Origin of the sequence: Nonomuraea composti (assembly GCF_012034275.1) — a bacterium.
Taxonomy (GTDB): Bacteria; Actinomycetota; Actinomycetes; order Streptosporangiales; family Streptosporangiaceae; genus Nonomuraea; species Nonomuraea composti.
The window spans coordinates 39598-56633 of sequence record NZ_JAATEP010000035.1 but is presented as its reverse complement, the minus strand read 5'-3'; the positions used below and the strand labels follow the sequence as shown (position 1 = coordinate 56633).

Genomic DNA, 17036 nt, shown 5'->3' with positions numbered 1-17036 from the left:
AGGGTATGGCGTCGATCTTACGATTTACCCCGATTTTGTGTGATAGCTCCGGACACTTTGACCGCACTGGGTACCCGAGCGGGCGCGGGTTACGATCACTTCATGGACGGCTACTTCGGGTCGTACGTGCTCGTCGCCGCGCTCCTCGCCCTCGGCGTCGCCATCGTGGCCGGCGCCCTGCTCGCCAACCGCCTCCTCCGGCCCACCCGGCCCACCCCGGAGAAGCTGACCACGTACGAGTGCGGGGTCGACCCCGTGGGGGAGGGCTGGGCGCAGTCACAGGTGCGCTACTACGTCTTCACCTACCTGTACGTCGTCTTCGCCGTGGACGCCGTCTTCCTCTTCCCCTGGGCCACCGTCTTCGACGCGCCCGGCTACGGGGTGACCACGCTGGTGGAGATGTTCGTCTTCCTGGGCTTCATCGCCCTGGGCATCCTGTACGCCTGGCGCAAGCGCGTCCTGTCCTGGACGTAGACGCCATGTGAGGCGGGCGGCGCGCTTTCGACGGTGGCGCGCTTTCCATGGGCGGCGCGCCGTGGGCCCCGGCTATCTTGCTGTGCCATGTCCGCTCACCCCCCGTCCGGCCCGTCGTCACAGCCCTTACCGCCCGCCCCGCCCGGTTCCACGGGGCAGGGGCTCGCGATGTCCGCCGGCCTCGCCCGGGTCGCCGTCCACATCCTCGCCCTCCTGACCCACCTCCTCACCCCCGCCTTCCTCCTTCTCGGCATCCACCTCCTCACCCGGGGCACCCTCTTCGCCATCCTCCCGGCCCTGGTGGCGCTCGACCTGGCCTGGCTGTTGCGCCCCCGCCCCGCCCCGTTCCCACCGGAGACCCGGCCCCTCACCCGGGAGACGGCCCCGCACCTGTTCGCCCTGCTCGACCGCATCGGCGCCGAGGCGAACGCCCCGCGCACCGACATCGTCGCCGTCAGCGGCGAGGTGAACGCCTCCGCCCACGCGTACGGCTGGCGCCGCCGCCCGGTGATCGAGATCGGCTACCCGATGTGGCTGATCCTCACCCCGCAGGAGCGCATCGCGCTGCTCGCCCACGAGATGGCCCACTCCTCGAACGGCGACAGCCGTCACGGCTTCCTCGTGGGCAGCGCGCTCCACTCGCTGGCCGTGCTGATCGACGTGACGCGCTTCGACTGGAGGGAGGGCGACGGCGTGGCCCGGCTCTTCGCCGAATGCCTGCTCGCCCTGGTCGGTCTGCCCGTCCGTGGCCTGATGGTGGCGATGGAGCTCCTGCTGCACCGCTCGTCCCAGCGCGCCGAGTACCGCGCGGACGAGCTGGGCGTCCGGGCGGCGGGCACGTCCGCCATGATCGCGCTGCTGGACACCACGACCACCAGGGCGCCGTCCGTGATCAGCTTCCTGGAGACGAGCGCGCTCATCGCCAAGCCCGAGAACCTGTGGACGGCCCTCCGCGCCGCCGTCGAGGCCGTTCCCGCCGCCGAGCTGGAGCGCCGCCAGGAGGCCGCCCGGTCGGAGGACGTCCGCTGGGACAGCACCCACCCGCCCACGTACCTGCGGATGGAGCGGGTGGCCGCGTTGCCGCACCAGGAGGGACGGGTGCCGGCCGAGGCCGCGGGCGAGGCGGTCGACCAGGAGCTCGGCGCGGTCGCGCGGCACGTGGCGCAGGCGATCAAGGAGAACGCCCGCTCGGCCCTCTACCACTGACCGCGGGGACGCCCCGGCTCCTGATTCCTTTGCCTCCCCTCTGATCCGCGCAAGAATGGCCATATGGCAGCGACGGATCTCCCGATGCCCACCGTGGGCCCGATCTCACGGTTGGCGCCCAAACCCATGCGTTTCGTCCTCAACTGGGGGCGCCGCTACTCGCTGTGGGTGTTCAACTTCGGGCTGGCCTGCTGCGCCATCGAGTTCATCGCCGCCTCGACGAGCCGCCACGACTTCATCCGCTTCGGCGTGATCCCGTTCGCGAACGGCCCGAGACAGGCCGACCTCATGATCGTCTCGGGCACGGTCACCGACAAGATGGCCCCGGCCGTCAAGCGCCTCTACGAGCAGATGCCCGACCCCAAGTACGTCATCTCGTTCGGCGCCTGCTCCAACTCCGGCGGCCCGTACTGGGACTCGTACTGCGTCACCAACGGGGTCGACCAGATCATCCCGGTCGACGTCTACGTGCCCGGCTGCCCGCCCCGTCCCGAAGCCCTCCTGTACGGCATCACGAAGCTCCAGGAGAAGATCGCCGGCGAGAAGCTCAGCGACCGCTACGTCTGGTCCCGCCCCCACGCGGACCACCCCGAGGGCCCGGACGAGGGCCCGGACGAGGGCCCGGACGAGGAGCCGCAGCGGTGACCCCGAACGACCCCGCCGACGCGCCGGACCTGCGCGCCTCCCTCGCCGAGAGCTTCGGCGACCGCGCCCAGGTCTCCGAGTCCTTCGGCGACACCACGATCGACGTCGCCCCCGCCGACTGGCTCGCCCTGCTCACCCACGTCCGCGACACCCTCGGCTTCGCCTTCTTCGACTGGCTGACCGGCGTCGACGAGCCGCCCGACGCGTTCGCCGTCGTGGCCCACGTCTACAACCCGGCCGCGGGCCGGCGCCTGCTCCTGCGCACCCACGTACCGCGCGACGACCCGCGCCTGCCCACCGCCGTCGGCGTCTACCGGGGCGCGAACTGGCACGAACGCGAGACGTACGAGATGTTCGGGGTGATCTTCGACGGCCACCCCAACCTCGTCCCGCTCCTGCTCCCCGACGGCTTCGAGGGCCACCCGCTGCGCAAGGACTTCATCCTGGCCGCGCGCGTCGCCAAGCCGTGGCCGGGCGCGAAGGAGCCGGGGGAGTCGGGCCACGGCGCGCCGAGCCGCCGCAAGACCCTTCCGCCAGGAGTTCCAGCCGACTGGGGGCCACCTGATGCTTGAAGTGGTGCTGAGCTTCGTCGTCATCCTCGCCGTGTTCCTGGTCCTGCCGCTGATCATCGGCCAGACCGAGCACAAGGTCATGGCGCACATGCAGTCGAGGCTCGGCCCCATGTACGCGGGCGGCTTCCACGGCTGGGCGCAGCTGATCGCCGACGGGGTGAAGTTCGCGCAGAAGGAGGACGTCGTCCCGGCCGCGGCCGACCGCCGCATCTTCATGATCGCCCCGGGCGTGGCGCTGGTGCCGTACCTGGTCGTCCTGATCGCCATCCCCATCGACCGCGACGCCGTCGCCGTGAACCTCGACCTCGGCCTGTTCTTCGTCCTCGCCGTCATGGGCATCGGCGTGCTCGGCTCGATCATGGCGGGGTGGGCGTCGGCCAACAAGTACTCCGTCCTCGGCGGCATGCGCTCCGCCGCCCAGCTCATGTCGTACGAGCTGCCGCTGGTCCTGGCCGCCTCCTCGGTGGCCATGGCGGCGGGCACCCTGTCGATCCCGGGCATCGTCGAAGCGTGGCAGTGGTGGTGGCTGCCCTGGCAGGCGATCGGCGCCGTCGTCTTCTTCCTCGCGGGCCTCGCCGAGCTGCGCCGCCCGCCGTTCGACATGCCGATCGCCGAGTCGGAGATCATCATGGGCCCGATGACCGAGTACACCGGCATGCGCTTCGCCCTGTTCATGCTCTCCGAGTACGTCGGGATCGTCGTCCTGTCGTTCCTGACCACCGTCCTGTTCCTGGGCGGCTGGCAGGGGCCGTTCCTGCCGGGCTGGCTGTGGACGCTGGTGAAGGTCTTCTTCCTGGCCTTCGTCGTGATCTGGCTGCGCGTCACGTACCCGCGCCTGCGCGAGGACCAGCTCCAGAAGCTGGCCTGGGCCGTCCTGGTCCCCCTGTCCCTCGCCCAGCTCGCCCTCACCGGCATCGTCAGGGTCCTCACCTGACCGGCGACCCCGGCCCCGCGCGTCTCAGCCCTGGTCGTGCCGCGCGGGCTCGGCCTGCCGTCCTCGCACGAGCGCTCGGGCGATCTCGATCGTCCTGCGGGTCATCGCGAGGATCGTGCTCTCCTGCCCGCCTGCGGCGCTGAACGGCGCTGCCGCGTCTCGTGACCAGCCTGGCGGCGGCCCCCGGCTCGCGCCTCGGCGAAAATCGCTTGTCCCGGGAACCGCCTGGCTCGGCAAGACCCGGCCTCAGCCGTTGGCGGCGCCGAGCTTGGCGAGCAGCTCACGCAGCGTGGCGCTCTCCTCCTCCGTGAGCGGCAACGCCTGGTTGATCTCGCCGGGGATGCTCCGTGCCTGCCCGCGCAGTGCCGCGCCCTGGGGGGTCAGCTCGATGTCGACGCTGCGCTCGTCGTCGGCCCGGCGGCGGCGCACGATGTGGCCCGCCGCCTCCAGGCGCTTGAGCAGCGGCGTGAGCGTCCCGTGGTCGAGCTGGAGCGCGGCGGCGATCTCCTTGATGGAGGCGTGCCCGCGCTCCCACAGCACGAGCATGACCATGTACTGCGGCTGGGTGAGGCCCACCCGGTCCAGCAGCGGGCGGTAGAGGGCGGCCACCGAGCGGGACGCGGTGGCCAGGGAGAAGCAGATCTGCTCGTCGAGCCGCATGCGTCGCAATCTACCACGTGCACACTTATCTTGTGCACAAGATAATTGCGTGCTAGGTTTCTCGCCATGAGTGCATACATGATCATCAGCGTCACCCCCGAGGACGAGCAGAAGTTCCGCGAGTACGAGACGGCCACCCTGGAGCTCGTCAGCCGCTACGGAGGCGTCCCCGTGGCCCGCGACCCCCAGCCGCTGGTGCTGGAGACCGACGCCAAGCCGGCCTTCGGCGTCATCCTGCGGTTCGACAGCAAGCAGGCCGTCGAGGCGTTCTACCACTCCGAGGACTACGCGCCGCTGAAGGAGTTCCGCCAGACCTTCGCCAAGGCGCACGCCCTGGTCATCGAGGCGCCTGAGCAGTGAAACGCACCGGCAGCGCGACCGGCCCGCGCGTGATCCCCGCCGGCAGCCACCGGCGCTCGGCCGACGGGTCCGCCCAGGCCAGATCGGGCAGCCGGGCCAGCAGCACGCGCAGTGCCACGGCGCCTTCGAGCCGCGCCAAGGGGGCGCCCAGACAGTAGTGGATGCCGTGGCCGAAGGCCAGGTGGCGCGGGTCAGGGCGGGTCACGTCGAGGCGGTCGGCGCTCTCGGCGGGGCCCGCCGCACGGCTCGCCGAGGTGAGGGCGACGGTCACCGTCTCGCCGCGCCTGATGTGCCGCCCGCCGAGCAGCAGGTCCTCGGTGGCGAACCGAGCGGGAGTGACCTCCACCGGCGCGTCGAAGCGCAGGAACTCCTCCACCGCCGCCGGCAGCCGCTCGGGATTCGCCCGCAGGTACGCGGCCTGCTCGGGGTGGTCCAGGAGAGCGGCGACGGCGTTGCCCAGCAGGTTCACCGTGGTCTCGTGCCCGGCGACGACCAGGATGACGGCGGTGCCCAGCAGCTCGGTCGACGACAGGCGGCCGTGGTCGTCGTCGTGGACGGCGATCAGGCGCGACAGCAGGTCGTCGGCGGGAGCGGTGCGCTTGGTGGCCAGCAGGACCCGCAGATAGGTGTTGAGGGCGAGCAGGGCCTCGCGCTGCCGTGGCGACGGCGTGCCCATGCCCTGGCGGGTCCACCGCTGCAGGTCGTCCCGGCAGTGCTCGGGCACGCCCAGCAGCTCGCAGATGACCGCCATCGGCAGCGGGCCGGTGAAGGCGGTGACCAGGTCCGCGCCGCCCTGGGGCGCGATGACGTCGATCAGCTCGTTCGCCAGCTCCTCGATCCTGGGCGCGAGCCGCTCGACGGCGGCCGGGGTGAACGCCTTCGACACCAGCCGGCGCAGCCGGGTGTGCTGCGGCGGGTCGGACATCAGCATGTTCCCGCCGAAACCGGAGCCGGCCAGCAGGATGTGCCGCCCCGCCGCGCGTAGCTGCTCGGCGAACGGCTCGGGATCCTTGCTGAGCGCCGGATGGGCGAGGGCCTGCCGGGCCAGCTCGTAGTCGACGACCAGCCAGGTGATCCCGCCATCGGCCGAGCGCACCCGGTGGAGGGGCCCCTGCGCGCGCAGCCGGGCGTAGCGGGCATGGGCATCGGCCTTGAACTCGGCGGTGCCGACGACGACGAGGTCGTCATGGTGGACGGTCATGACCGGCATGGTTCGCCGGAGGGCACGTCAGCGACCAGAGCAGCGACACGTCAATCACGCGTCATGTCTGTGCGGCTCGCGAATCACGCGCCATCTTCGTGCGAGCTCGTGGATCACGCGTCATCTTCGTGCGAGCCCGTGGATCACGCGTCGGCTTCGCGCAGCTCGCGCTCCCACAGCTCCTCGATGATCAGCTCGGTGCCGCGGGCCAGGTGCCGCCGGTAGGTGCTCAGCGAGACGGCCAGCCGCTCGGCGCCGGCCTCCTGGGTGGGAGCGGCGTGCAGGTAGGCGGTGGCCAGCGCACGGTGCAGCTTGGCGGTGCGGGGGTCACCGGCCAGGGCGCCGATCGCCGAGGTCAGCAGCTCCCGCAGCCGCTCCCGGCCGTCCTCGGCCCCGGCGACGAGCCGGGTGCGCATCAGCGGGCCGGCCGCCAGCCGGTCGGGCCGGCGCAGGTCCTGCAACGCCTGCGTGACGGCGGCGGCGAACTGCTCGCGGGTCAGTACGGCGAACGCAGGGCGCCGGCGGGGCGTGGAGCCGGCGATCGGCGGCTCTGCCGGCCCGCCCAGCTCGACCGTCCCGCTGAACTCCAGCCACCGGCCCACGGGAACGGCCCGCCAGTCGTGCGCGTACAGCGTGGTGGGCCGGTCGCCGGCGAGGACGGGCCGCGGCAGCGCACGCTGGTCGATGTAGGCCATGAGCGGCCCCCAGAACGGATCCCGCAGCGCGGTGAAGGACCACGCGAGCCGCCGCCCGTGGATGAACTGCGCCAGCACGCGATGGATCATGAGGTCCATGGCCGGAGAGGGCCGCTCGTGCGCGGCCGGGTGCACGAGGAACCGGGCGACGCCGATCTCCTCACCCGGGCGCAACGGCCGGCGGGCGCGCACGTGCTCCCAGGCGGCGGCCACGACGGGATCGCGCTCCACCTCGTCCTGACGCTCGGCCTCCAGCCGCAGCCACGCCAGCACGGCGACCGGCTCGCCCCGAACGGTCCGGTACACGCGGAAGGCGGACGGCTGCCGCTCCAGCCAGAAGGCGGCGACCGCGGCCGAACGCGCCCCTTCGGCCCGCTCGACCAGGCTCAGGACGGCCGTCCGATCGGCGGGCAGCAGGGCGTCCTCGTGCAGGCCGCCGTCGCCGCGCCAGGTGATGAAGCGGGCGACGAAGCCGTTGTGCCGATGCAGGTAGGACAGGGCCAGCGTGGCGGGCAGCACCTCCGCCCCCGAGGCGGTCCTGGCCCGCTCGACGAGGTAGGCCCGGACCTGCTCGTGCATCTCCTGGTAGCCGTCGGGGTCGCGCCAGCGCAGGTCCGCGTCGAGGAGGTCGCGCACCAGGTCGTGCGGGTGCAGGCCGTGGCGGCCCGGCACGATGTAGGGCTGGCGGCGCAGCCAGGCGAACAGCTCCCCCGCCTGGTCGGGCAGGACGGTGCGCAGCAGCGCCTGCGTGGTGTCCAGCACGTGCGCGCACACCTCCAGGGCGCGGCGGTGGCCGGGCGTGGGGACCTCGCCCACGAGGCGGTCGAGCAGGTGGCGAAGCACGTCACCGGGCAGCTCGCCCGGCAGGTCACTGAGCGGATCGCCGGAGCCGAGGGCGAGCCTGGCGGCCATGCCGAGGGCCAGCGGGTGGCCGCCGGTGACGCGGAGCAGGGCCTCGTGCCGCGGCGCCGCCACCCCGAGTGCGTGCAGCAGGCTCCTCGCCTCCTCCTCGCGCAGGTTGCCCAGCGGCAGCACGCGCATCGCCCGCGCCCAGCCGGCGTCCTCGCTCCAGCGGCTGCCCGGCGGCTGCCGCCCGGCGATGACCGTGAGCACCGTCGCGGGCAGGCGGGGCAGGAACGACTCGCTGAGCCACTCTTCGAGCCCCTGGCAGCGTTCGAAGTCGTCCACGAGCAGGACCGCGCGCGGGTCGTCGAGCGCGGCGGCCGCCGCGGACCCGAAGGCCCCAGGCGACGGCACGAGGCTGCGGCCGTCGATCCGGACGACGTGGCGTCCGTACCCGCGGGCCTCGCGGGCGTAGCGGCGCAGCAGGCTCGTCTTGCCGATGCCACCGGGGCCGTGCACGAACAGGACCGCGACCGGGCCGCCCTCCAGGGCGTCGCGGAAGGCGGCGAGGTGGGCCGCGCGGCCGGTGAACGCCTCCTCGCGCGCGGCGTCCAGGCGCTCGCCCAGCCGGGCCGGCGGGCTGAAGTCGGGGATGGGGATCACCTCTTCACGTGGCCAGCGTGCCCAGCAGGGCCAGTGCCTGGGCCGAGCGGGAGCCCGGCTCCGCCGGCCAGGCGACGAGCCGCAGGCCGGGCGCGCTGGTGATGGGAAAGATCTCGGTACGCAGGCGCAGCTCTCCCACGTCCGGGTGGTGGAAGCGGTCGCCGGGCCTGGGCCTGCCGCGCGGCTCGGGCGCCGCCCACATCTGGCGGAAGTCCGGGCTGCCGATCGCCAGCTCGCCGACGAGCTCGCGCAGGCCGTGCTCGTCGGGGGCCTCGCGAGCGGCCCAGCGCAGGTCGTGCAGGGCGGCCCGGGCGGTGGCCGCCCAGTCGAGGAAGAACTGCCGTCCCGCCGGATCGAGGAAGATCATGCGCAGCAGGTTGTCGCCGCGGACGAACCGGTCGTGCAGGACGGCGGCCAGCGGGTTGCGCGCCAGCACGTCCCCGGACCAGCCGAGGATCAGGGCGGGCGCCACCGTCCAGCCGTCCAGCAGGGACAGCACCTCGGGCGCGACCCGCTCGACCCGGCCCGGACGGCGCCGCCGCGCGGCCGGCCGGGCCAGCCGGTACAGCTCGGCCACCGCCTGCTCGTCCAGGCGCAGCGCCCGCGCCAGACTCTCCACGGTCTCGCGCGTGGGGCGCTCGCGGCCCTGTTCGAGCCGGGCGTAGTAGCCGGTGCTGAGGCGGGCCAGGTGAGCGACCTCGTCGCGGCTCAGGCCCGGGACCCGGCGGCGGCCGTGCGCGGGCAGGCCGACCTGCTCGGGACGCACCCGCGCACGGCGTTCACGCAGGAACCGCCCCAGCGGATCGTTGCGCTCGCTGTCCATGACATCCCAGGTTAGGCACCCGGCCGGTGCGCTGCCTGGGTGCGTCATTCCCAGGCTGGACGAGCGATGCCGCACCGGTCAGCCTCGCAGGTCCAGCTCGCGCAGTTGCCGGCGCGAGCCGATGCCGAGCTTGCGGTAGATGTTGTGCAGGTGCGCGTCGATCGTGCGCGGGCTGAGGAAGAGCTCCGCGGCCACCTCGCGCGAGGTCCTGCCCGTGGCCACCAGGCGGGCGATGTGGGCCTCCTGGGAGGTCAGGGCGTCGAGGACGGACGGGGCGGAGCTGACCGGCCGGTCCCCGAGCTCGCGCAGGCCACGGGCGGCACGCTGGGCGAAGGCCGCCGCGCCCATGTCGTCGAACATGCGGTGGGCCTCGTGCAGGCTCGCGCGGGCCGCCGCCCGCTCGCCGGCCCTGCTCAGCCACTCCCCGTGGAGCAGGTGCGTGCGGGCGAGCTGAACGGCGACCCGGGTGCCGCTGAGGCGGGCCACGGCCTCCTCGTACAGCTCGCCGGGCCTCTCGCTGAGCAGGGCGCGGCTGCGGGCCAGCACGCCCAGGCCCCACTCGGTGCCCGCCGCCTCCGTCAGCTCGGCGAGCTCGGCCAGGGCGGGGGCGGCCAGGTCCGCCCGGCCGGTGCGGGCGGCGGCCTCGACGAGCTCGGGCAGCGCGGCGGCGCTCCAGAACAGGCGGCTGCGCCCGGCCGCCTGCCGGGCCGGCGCGAGCGCGGCCTCGTGGTCGCCCAGGCCGTTGTGCAGCACGGCCGTGGCGTACTCGACGATCGTGACGAACCCGCCCGCGCCCTCGGCGGCGGCTCGCACGCTCTGGTCGAACAGGTCTTGGGCCCGGCCGCGGTCGCCCTGGTGGGCGGCCAGGACGATGGCCGCGTACGGGGCGAAAGCGCCGGCGATGGCCTCGGTGAGGGCGTGTGCCTGCTCGGTCATGGCCGAGGCGGCGGTGAAGCGTCCCGCGTAGGTGGCGGCCACCGCCTGGAAGTTGAGCGCCAGCGGCAGGAACGTGAGCGCCCCCGCCTCCCGGGCCAGCTCGACGCACCGGGTGGCGAGCCGGTCGAGCGCGACCTCGTCCCACAGGTCCCACGCCGCCCGGCAGGCGACGGGCAGCCAGCGGGGGTCGTTCACCTGGTCGAAGGCGTCGACGGCGGCGCGCAGCAGGGGGACGGCGGCGCGCTGGCCCTGGGTGAACAGCGTGGCCAGGCCCTCCAGGAGCAGGTCGGTCGGCTCGGTGCCGCGCATGCCGGTCGGCTCGGCGGCGTGCGGGTCGGCGGTGCCGCGCCCACCGGGCGGCTCGGCAGCGTGCGGGGCGGCGGGGCCGTTCAGGATCGCCGCGGCGACGGCCCTGATGCCCTGCGCGTCGCCGTTGCGCTCGGCGCCGGTCGCGGCCCAGAGCGCTTCCAGCGAGGTCCGGCGGGCGAGCGCCGGGTCCAGCGGCGCCATCTGCTGGGCCGCCTCCAGCAGCAGCATGGGGGCGTCGTCGCCGCGCCGCGAGGTGAACGCGATCTGCCCGCGCAACCGCAGCAGGCGGGCCCGCCAGGCGTCGTCGAGCGGCCCGGCGTCGGCGGCGGCGAGCAGGGCGGCGGCCTGCTCCGAAGCGCCCGCCTCGTGCTTGGCCTGGGCGGCGCGCACCGCGCGCCGGGCCCTCTGCGCGGGATCGGGGGTCAGCTCGGTGGCGCGTTCCAGGAAGGCGGCCGCGGCCGCGACGCCGCCACGGCTGCGCGCCCGGCCGGCCAGGCGCTCCAGCTCGCGGGCCAGGTGCTCGTCGGCCTCGTCCGCCGCCTGCGCCAGATGCCAGATCCGCCGGTCGGGGTGGCGGGCGGGGTCGAAGGCGCGGGCCAGGGCGCCGTGGGCGTGCCTGCGCTCGTCGTCGGTGGCCAGGCGGTAGATCGCCGAGCGTACCAGCGGGTGACGGAAGCGGACGTGGGCGTCGAGCTGGAGCAGCCCGGCGGTCTCGGCCGGCTCGGCGTCGGCCAGGGAGAGGCCGTCGAGCTCCGCGGCGTGCCGCAGCACCCTGATGTCGCCGCGCGGCTCGGCGGCGGCCAGCGTCAGCAGCCGCCTGGTGCGCTCGGGCAGCGCGCGGAAGCGGCGCTGGAACGTCTGCTCGACCAGGTCGGCCACCGGCAGGGCGAGCTGGCCGGGGTAGCCGGGCGGGCCCAGGTCGTACGGCAGCTCGATCAGGGCGAGGGGGTTGCCGCGGGCCTCGGCGATGAGCCGGCGGCGGATCTCCGGCTCCAGCGGGGCGTGCGGCAGCCGCGCCAGGAGGGCGGCGGCCTCGTCGCCGGTGAGCGCCGACAGGCGCAGGCGGGGCAGGACCGCCAGCGCCGGCACCGCGTCCGGCTCGCGCATGGCGAACAGCAGGGTGACGGGCTCGGCCTCGATCCGGCGCGCGACGAAGGCGAGAGCCTGCGCCGAGCCGGCGTCCATCCACTGGGCGTCGTCCAGGACGCAGATGACCGGCCCGGCCGTGGCCGCCTCCGCCAGCAGGCCGAGCACGGCGAGCCCGATGACGAGCGGGTCAGGAGCGGGCCCTTCCTCCAGGTCGAACGCCGTGCGCAGGGTCGTGCGCTGCGGCGCGGGCAGCCGGTCGATCAGGGGGAGCAGCGGCGCGCAGAGCTGGTGCAACGCGGTGAAGGCCAGGTCCCGCTCGAACTCGGCGCCGGAGGCACGCAGCACCTGGGCGCCGCGCACGGTGGCCATCAGGTCGTCCAGCAGGACGGTCTTGCCGAGCCCCGCCTCCCCGTGGACGACCAGGGCCGTGCCGCCGCCCTGCCGCGCCTGCTCCAGCAGCCGGGTGAGCTGCGCAGTCTCCCTGCGGGGCAGGCTCGGGCGGGCGGCCGTCGTGTGCTCGTTCATCAGCCTCTGATGGTAGTTGCGCCCGCAACGCGCCTGGTCAGAACCGCATCTCCCGCAGTTGCCTGCGCGAGCTGATGTCGAGCTTCCTGAAGACGCTGCGCAGGTGGGCGTCCACCGTGCGCGGGCTGAGGAAGAGCCGCCGGCCGATCTCCTTCGACGTGGTGCCGGCCGCGGCCAGCCGGGCGATGCTCTCCTCCTGCGGCGTCAGCCGGGCAGGGGCCGGCTCGCGGCCCTGCCGCCGCCGCGGCCGGCCGATGGCGGCCAGTTCCCGCTCGGCCCGCCCGGCGAAGGCGGCGGCGCCCATCGAGGCGAACGAGGCGTGGGCGGCACGCAGGTGCTCGCCCGCGTCGCTCCTGCGGCCCTGCCTGCGCAGCCATTCGCCGTAGGAGAGCCGCGCGCGGGCCAGGACGGCGGACGGCTGCGGCGCTTCCAGCCGCCGTACGGCGTCGCGATACGCCTCTTCCGCGGCCGGCCCGTCGCTCAGCAGGGCCCGGCACCACGACGCCAGCCCGGCCGCCCAGCCGGAGCCCGTCGCGCGGGCGTGCGCACGCACCCGCGCGGCCACCGGCGCCGCCAGGCCGGGCCGCTCGGAGCGGACCGCGGCCTCCACGAACTCCATCGCCACGAACGGCAGCACGCCCGGCTCGTCCAGCTCGACCGCCGGGCGCAGCACCTCACAGGCCGCGTCGTAGCGGCCCAGGCCGTTCAGCAGGACGGCCTGCGCGATCTCGCCGAACGTGACCTGTCTGCCGTCACGCGCCTCGGGCCCGGCCCGGCGCCGCAGCTCCGCCACCACGTCCTGGTCCCCGCGCCAGGCCGCGCACAGCAGCTCTCCCGTGGTGAGCGGGCCCGCGCCGAGGGCACGGGCGATCGACCGCCCGGTACGGAGGTGCTCCTCGGCGGCGGCCAGCTCACCGGCGTGCAGCCGGGCGACGGCGAGATCGTCGAGCGCCGCGCACAGCTCGGCCGGCGCCCCGGCGGCGGTGCCGGCTCGCACGCGGGCCTCGGCCAGCCGCCGCCAGCGCGGGAAGTCCCAGGTCTCCACGGCGGCGATGGCCGGCAGCGGCCCCTCGGCCGGCAGGCGGCCGTCGAGCGCCTGCCGCAGCGGGGACAGGGCGTCACCGCCGCCGATCCGGGAGGCGATCGCCGCCAGGAGCGCTCTCCCGGCGGTGGAGGGTGGCCGTGCGGTCCGGGTGGCGTTCGCCGCCAGGAGCGCCCTGCCGGTGGTGGACGGCGGTAGCGCGCTGACGGCGCTGGTGAGGGTGCGGCGCTGCCGGGCGGTGGCGTCGCGGCCGGCGGCGATCGTGATGGCGAGCGCATCGCGCAGGGACGGGTACGCCTGGGACGGGTCGGCGGCGATGGCCGTCAAGAGCCGGTCCAAGGCGTCCTCGTCCCGGTCGGCCGTGTAGCGGATGCGGGCACGCAGGGTCTCGGCCCGCGTCCGCTCGGCCGGGCTCGGCGTGGCCGCGTCGACCAGGCCGATCAGCGTCAGCGCCACGTCGTCGCCCCCGGCCCGCCTCTGCGCGTCGGCGGCGGCCAGCGCGCGGCCGGCCAGGCGGCGCGGGTCTTCGGTGAGCGAGACGGCGCGTTCCAGGAAGGCCGCGGCGGCCACGGCTCCGCCGCTCACGCGGGCCTGCCCGGCACCGGTCTCCAGCTCCACCGCCACCTGCTCGTCGGGCCCGAGCGCGGCCATGGCCCGATGCCACGCCCGGCGCCCGGCATCGGCGTCTGGGCCGGTGGCGTCGGCGAGTGCCTGGTGGGCTCGGCGGCGGGCGGGTGTGCTCGCCGCGCGGTAGACCGCCGACCGGACGGCCGGATCGGGGAAGCGCACCACCTCCGCGCACTCCAGCAGGCCGGCTTCGCACAGCGGCCGGACGTCGGCCTCCGACAGGCCCAGCCGTGCCAGCGCCCGCGACAACAACGCCGGATCGCCCGTCGGGTCGGCCGCGGCGGCCAGCAGCACGGTACGGCCCGGTTCGGGCAGCTCGGCGACCGGGGGCACGTCCGCGGCCGGGGTGCGCAGAGCGCCCGGATACCCGCCCGACCTGATCGCCGTGCCGGCCGCCTGGAGCAGCGCGCGGGGATTGCCCCGGGCCTCGGCGAGGATCCTGCGCCGCACCCGGGCGTCGAGGGGCACCGGCACGTGGGCGTCGAACAGCGCGGCGGCCTCGTCCTCGGGCAGCGGGCCGAGACGGAGGCGGGGCAGCTCCTCGATCTCGGGGCGTTCGGCGGGCTCGCGCAACGCGAGCACCACGGCGGCGCGCGCCGACGACAGCCCGCGCGCCATCAGATCGAGGGCCCTGGCGGAGGGCGGGTCGAGCCATTGTGCGTCGTCCACCAGGCACAGCAGCGGCGGCCCGTCCGTGGCGTACCGCCGGACCAGCGCGTGCAGGGCGAGCCCCATCGTGAACCAGGCGGGCGCGCCGTCAGCGGCGGCGAAGGCGGCCTCGACAGTGCCGCGCAGGTGGGGCGGCATGCGGTCGAGGCGGTCCAGCAGCGGGGCGACGAGCTGGTGCACGGCGGCGAATCGCAGGCCGCTCTCGAACTCGACGGCGCCGGCCTCCAGGACGCGGAACCCTTCGGCCCGCGCCCGCAGGCTCCGCAGCAGGGCGGTCTTCCCGATCCCGGCCCCGCCGTGCAGGAGGAGGGCGCCGCCGTGGCCGGTGCGGGCGCGTTCGAGCAGCCGGTCGAGCTCCTCGCGCTCGGGACGGCGTCCGTACAGGATCGGGGCGCCGGCGCGGGTGAGAGGCAGGTGGTCCATCGCAAGCGAACCTACCCGCAGCCTGCTGGTCCATCGCAAGCGAACCCTGCCCGCAGCCTGCTGGTCCATCGCAAGCGAACCCTGCCCGCAGCCTGCTGGTCCATCGCAAGCGAACCCTGCCCGCAGCCTCGCGGGCTCGCGTCACGGGCGGATGCCGGCCGGATCGCCCGGGAGCGTCAGCGGGAGCGTCAGGCGGCCGGCGGGCCGTCCTCGGCGGCGAGCACGAGGCTGAGCACGATCTTGCCTCTGGTGTGCCGCCTGGCCAGCTCCACGTAGGCGTCGCGGACGCGCTCCAGCGGGTAGACGGCGTGGATCGGCACGGTCAGCCGCCGCACGGCGACCAGCGCGGCCAGCCGCTCGACCAGTTCGGGCGTGAAGGCGTCCTCCTGGGCCATGCTGTGCACGCCGTGGCGGCGCACGGCCGCGCCGTCGGCGATCGTGTTGATGCGCCGCGGCGGCACGCCGAGCCGGATGGCCTCCTCGACGTTGCCGTCCCCGAAGGTGTCGATGAACGCGTCCACCCCGCCAGGGGCCGCGGCCCGGACGCGCTCGGCCAGCCCGGGGCCGTGCAGGACGGGGGTGATGCCCAGCGAGCGGGCGAAGCCGACGTTGTGCGGGCCCACGGTGCCGATCACGGTCGCGCCGCGCAGCCGGGCCAGTTGCGCGGCGAGCACGCCGACCCCGCCCGCCGCGGCGGAGACGACCACCGTCTCTCCGGGCCGTGGCGCCACGGCCGCGACCCCGGCCCAGGCGGTCACCCCGACGGCCGACAGCGGGGCGGCCTCCTCCCAGCACAGGACCGGGGGTTTGCGGGCGAGCGTCGCCGCGTCGTGCACGACGTAGTCGGCCTGCGCGCGCCGGGGAGCGTAACCGATCACCTCGTCGCCGGGCGCGAAGCCGGTCACCCCTTCGCCGACCTCCACGACCTGGCCGGCCAGGTCGTTGCCCTGCCCTTCGGGGAAGGTGGCGGGCCAGACGCGGGCGAAGACCCCCTCGCGGATGCCGATCTCGCCTGGGTTCACGGGCGCGACGATCACCCGGACCAGGACCTGGCCCGGCCCCGGCACCGGTTTGCCCACCTCGACGACGTCCAGGACCTCCGGCCCGCCGTACCTGCTGAAGCGGACGGCGCGGGATCTGGTGGTTCCGGTCACGGGGTGGCCTTTCTTCTGGTGTGCCGCCATCTCGGGTCACGAGGATGGCGGCCCGCCCGCCAGGTCCGCCTCGGCGGAAAATACGTAAAAAGGGGTATATCGCTGCCCAATAAGTAGTTTTCGCCGATGTCATCACCACACGTCACAGGTGAGGCTGTAAGGAGGCCATCGTCGGAGGAGGACATGTGCAGGCCCTGGTCACCCGCTCGTACGGGCCGCTGGAAGAGCTGGCCGTCGCGGACCTGCCGGCACCCGTGCCGGGTCCCGGCCAGGTGCTGGTCCGCGCCGAGGCCGCCGCCCTGAACCCGGCCGACCTCAAGCTCGTGACCGGCGGCATGCGGCCGGCGGGGCTCACCCACCCGTTCGTGCCGGGGATCGACGTCACCGGGACCGTCACGGCGGTGGGGGAGGGCGTCACCCGCTACGCGCCCGGTGACCCGGTGCTCGCCTGGAACGGCGTACGCTCGGGGGCGCTCGCCGAGCTCGTGCTGGTCGACGACGGCCCCTTCAGCACCCGCCGCCCCGCGGGCCTGCCCGCACGGGAGGCCGCCGCGCTGCCGACCGCCGCCCTGACGGCGGCGGCGCTCATCGAGGCGGCGGGGCTCTCCCCCGGCCTGCGCGTGCTGGTCGTCGGCGCGGCCGGGGGCATCGGCTCCTTCGTGGTGCAGCTCGCCAAGCACGCCGGCGCCCGCGTGATCGCCACGGGCCGCGCCGGGGACGAGGGCTTCCTGCACACGCTCGGCGCCGACGACGTGCTCGACTACACCCGCGACGACGTCGCCGCGCAGGTGGCCAAGCTGACCGAAGCAGACGGGAAGACCGGGGCCGACGTCGTGATCGACCTGGCCCGCGCCGGTGACGCGCTCATGCTCTCGGCGGACGCGGCCCGTACCGGCGGGCTGCTGGTCTCGCCGCTCGGCGGGCCCGCGAGCTTCCCCCGCGACGTGCGCGCGGCCTACACGGGGACCGCCGCCGCGCCCCACCGCCTCGGCGGGCTCGCCGCGCAGGCCGCGGAAGGCCGCCTGCGCGTGCCGATCGCCGCCGCGTACCCGTTCTCCGAGGCCCGCCAGGCCCTCATCGACTTCGCCGGCCACCACTACCAGGGGAAGGTGACGATCACCTTCTGACACCCGTCGACGCGAAAGGACGGACATGACCGCCCGGTCAGCAACCCACATCCCGGACG

General features: G+C 74.8%; 14 protein-coding genes. 7 read left to right on the top strand and 7 right to left on the bottom strand.

Features of this window, described 5'->3' with window-relative positions; all coding sequences use genetic code 11:
• Nucleotides 1–102: 102 nt before the first annotated feature.
• The 5 genes from HCN51_RS37840 to nuoH all read left to right on the top strand — a co-directional run bounded on the left by HCN51_RS37840 (nucleotide 103) and on the right by nuoH (nucleotide 3831).
• A complete protein-coding gene (locus tag HCN51_RS37840; protein ID WP_168016623.1) occupies nucleotides 103–474 on the top strand; it encodes an NADH-quinone oxidoreductase subunit A in 372 nt (123 codons plus the stop codon).
• A 168-nt stretch (nucleotides 475–642) separates the two neighbouring features.
• Nucleotides 643–1680, top strand: a complete 1038-nt coding sequence (locus HCN51_RS37835) for a M48 family metalloprotease (protein WP_168016621.1) — start codon at nucleotides 643–645, stop codon at nucleotides 1678–1680.
• Nucleotides 1681–1806: 126 nt separating this feature from the next.
• Nucleotides 1807–2325 (top strand): NADH-quinone oxidoreductase subunit B, encoded by a 519-nt coding sequence (locus HCN51_RS37830; RefSeq protein WP_240973685.1) that lies wholly within the window; start codon nucleotides 1807–1809, stop codon nucleotides 2323–2325.
• Nucleotides 2322–2897, top strand: a complete 576-nt coding sequence (locus tag HCN51_RS37825) for an NADH-quinone oxidoreductase subunit C (protein ID WP_346433936.1) — start codon at nucleotides 2322–2324, stop codon at nucleotides 2895–2897. Before HCN51_RS37830 ends, HCN51_RS37825 begins: the two co-directional genes overlap by 4 nt.
• Nucleotides 2890–3831: an NADH-quinone oxidoreductase subunit NuoH gene (gene nuoH / locus HCN51_RS37820; protein ID WP_080043578.1), complete on the top strand. Its 942-nt coding sequence runs from the start codon at nucleotides 2890–2892 to the stop codon at nucleotides 3829–3831. The genes HCN51_RS37825 and nuoH overlap by 8 nt, the downstream gene beginning before the upstream one ends.
• Before the next feature lie 246 nt (nucleotides 3832–4077).
• On the opposite strand, the gene HCN51_RS37815 is transcribed toward nuoH, so the two are convergent.
• A complete protein-coding gene (locus HCN51_RS37815; protein ID WP_168016619.1) occupies nucleotides 4078–4491 on the bottom strand; it encodes a MarR family winged helix-turn-helix transcriptional regulator in 414 nt (137 codons plus the stop codon).
• 66 nt (nucleotides 4492–4557) lie between these two features.
• Between HCN51_RS37815 and HCN51_RS37810 the strand changes: the two genes are divergently transcribed.
• Nucleotides 4558–4851, top strand: coding sequence for a DUF1330 domain-containing protein (locus HCN51_RS37810; RefSeq protein WP_168016616.1), 294 nt, complete (start codon nucleotides 4558–4560; stop codon nucleotides 4849–4851).
• On the opposite strand, the gene HCN51_RS37805 is transcribed toward HCN51_RS37810, so the two are convergent.
• The 6 genes from HCN51_RS37805 to HCN51_RS37780 form a co-directional block, all read right to left on the bottom strand.
• Nucleotides 4829–6052 (bottom strand): cytochrome P450 family protein, encoded by a 1224-nt coding sequence (locus HCN51_RS37805; protein ID WP_240973684.1) that lies wholly within the window; start codon nucleotides 6050–6052, stop codon nucleotides 4829–4831. The genes HCN51_RS37810 and HCN51_RS37805 overlap by 23 nt on opposite strands.
• A 143-nt stretch (nucleotides 6053–6195) precedes the next feature.
• A complete protein-coding gene (locus tag HCN51_RS37800; protein WP_168016612.1) occupies nucleotides 6196–8253 on the bottom strand; it encodes an AAA family ATPase in 2058 nt (685 codons plus the stop codon).
• 4 nt (nucleotides 8254–8257) lie between these two features.
• Nucleotides 8258–9076, bottom strand: a complete 819-nt coding sequence (locus tag HCN51_RS37795; protein WP_168016610.1) for a helix-turn-helix domain-containing protein — start codon at nucleotides 9074–9076, stop codon at nucleotides 8258–8260.
• A 78-nt stretch (nucleotides 9077–9154) separates the two neighbouring features.
• On the bottom strand, nucleotides 9155–11935 hold the full coding sequence (locus HCN51_RS37790; RefSeq protein WP_168016608.1) for a helix-turn-helix transcriptional regulator: 2781 nt from the start codon (nucleotides 11933–11935) through the stop codon (nucleotides 9155–9157).
• 37 nt (nucleotides 11936–11972) lie between these two features.
• On the bottom strand, nucleotides 11973–14696 hold the full coding sequence (locus HCN51_RS37785) for an ATP-binding protein (protein ID WP_168016606.1): 2724 nt from the start codon (nucleotides 14694–14696) through the stop codon (nucleotides 11973–11975).
• 188 nt (nucleotides 14697–14884) lie between these two features.
• Nucleotides 14885–15850 (bottom strand): NADP-dependent oxidoreductase, encoded by a 966-nt coding sequence (locus tag HCN51_RS37780; protein ID WP_346433935.1) that lies wholly within the window; start codon nucleotides 15848–15850, stop codon nucleotides 14885–14887.
• A 185-nt stretch (nucleotides 15851–16035) separates the two neighbouring features.
• On the opposite strand from HCN51_RS37780, the gene HCN51_RS37775 reads away from it, so the two are divergent.
• On the top strand, nucleotides 16036–16977 hold the full coding sequence (locus tag HCN51_RS37775; RefSeq protein ID WP_168016602.1) for an alcohol dehydrogenase catalytic domain-containing protein: 942 nt from the start codon (nucleotides 16036–16038) through the stop codon (nucleotides 16975–16977).
• Nucleotides 16978–17036: the final 59 nt, after the last annotated feature.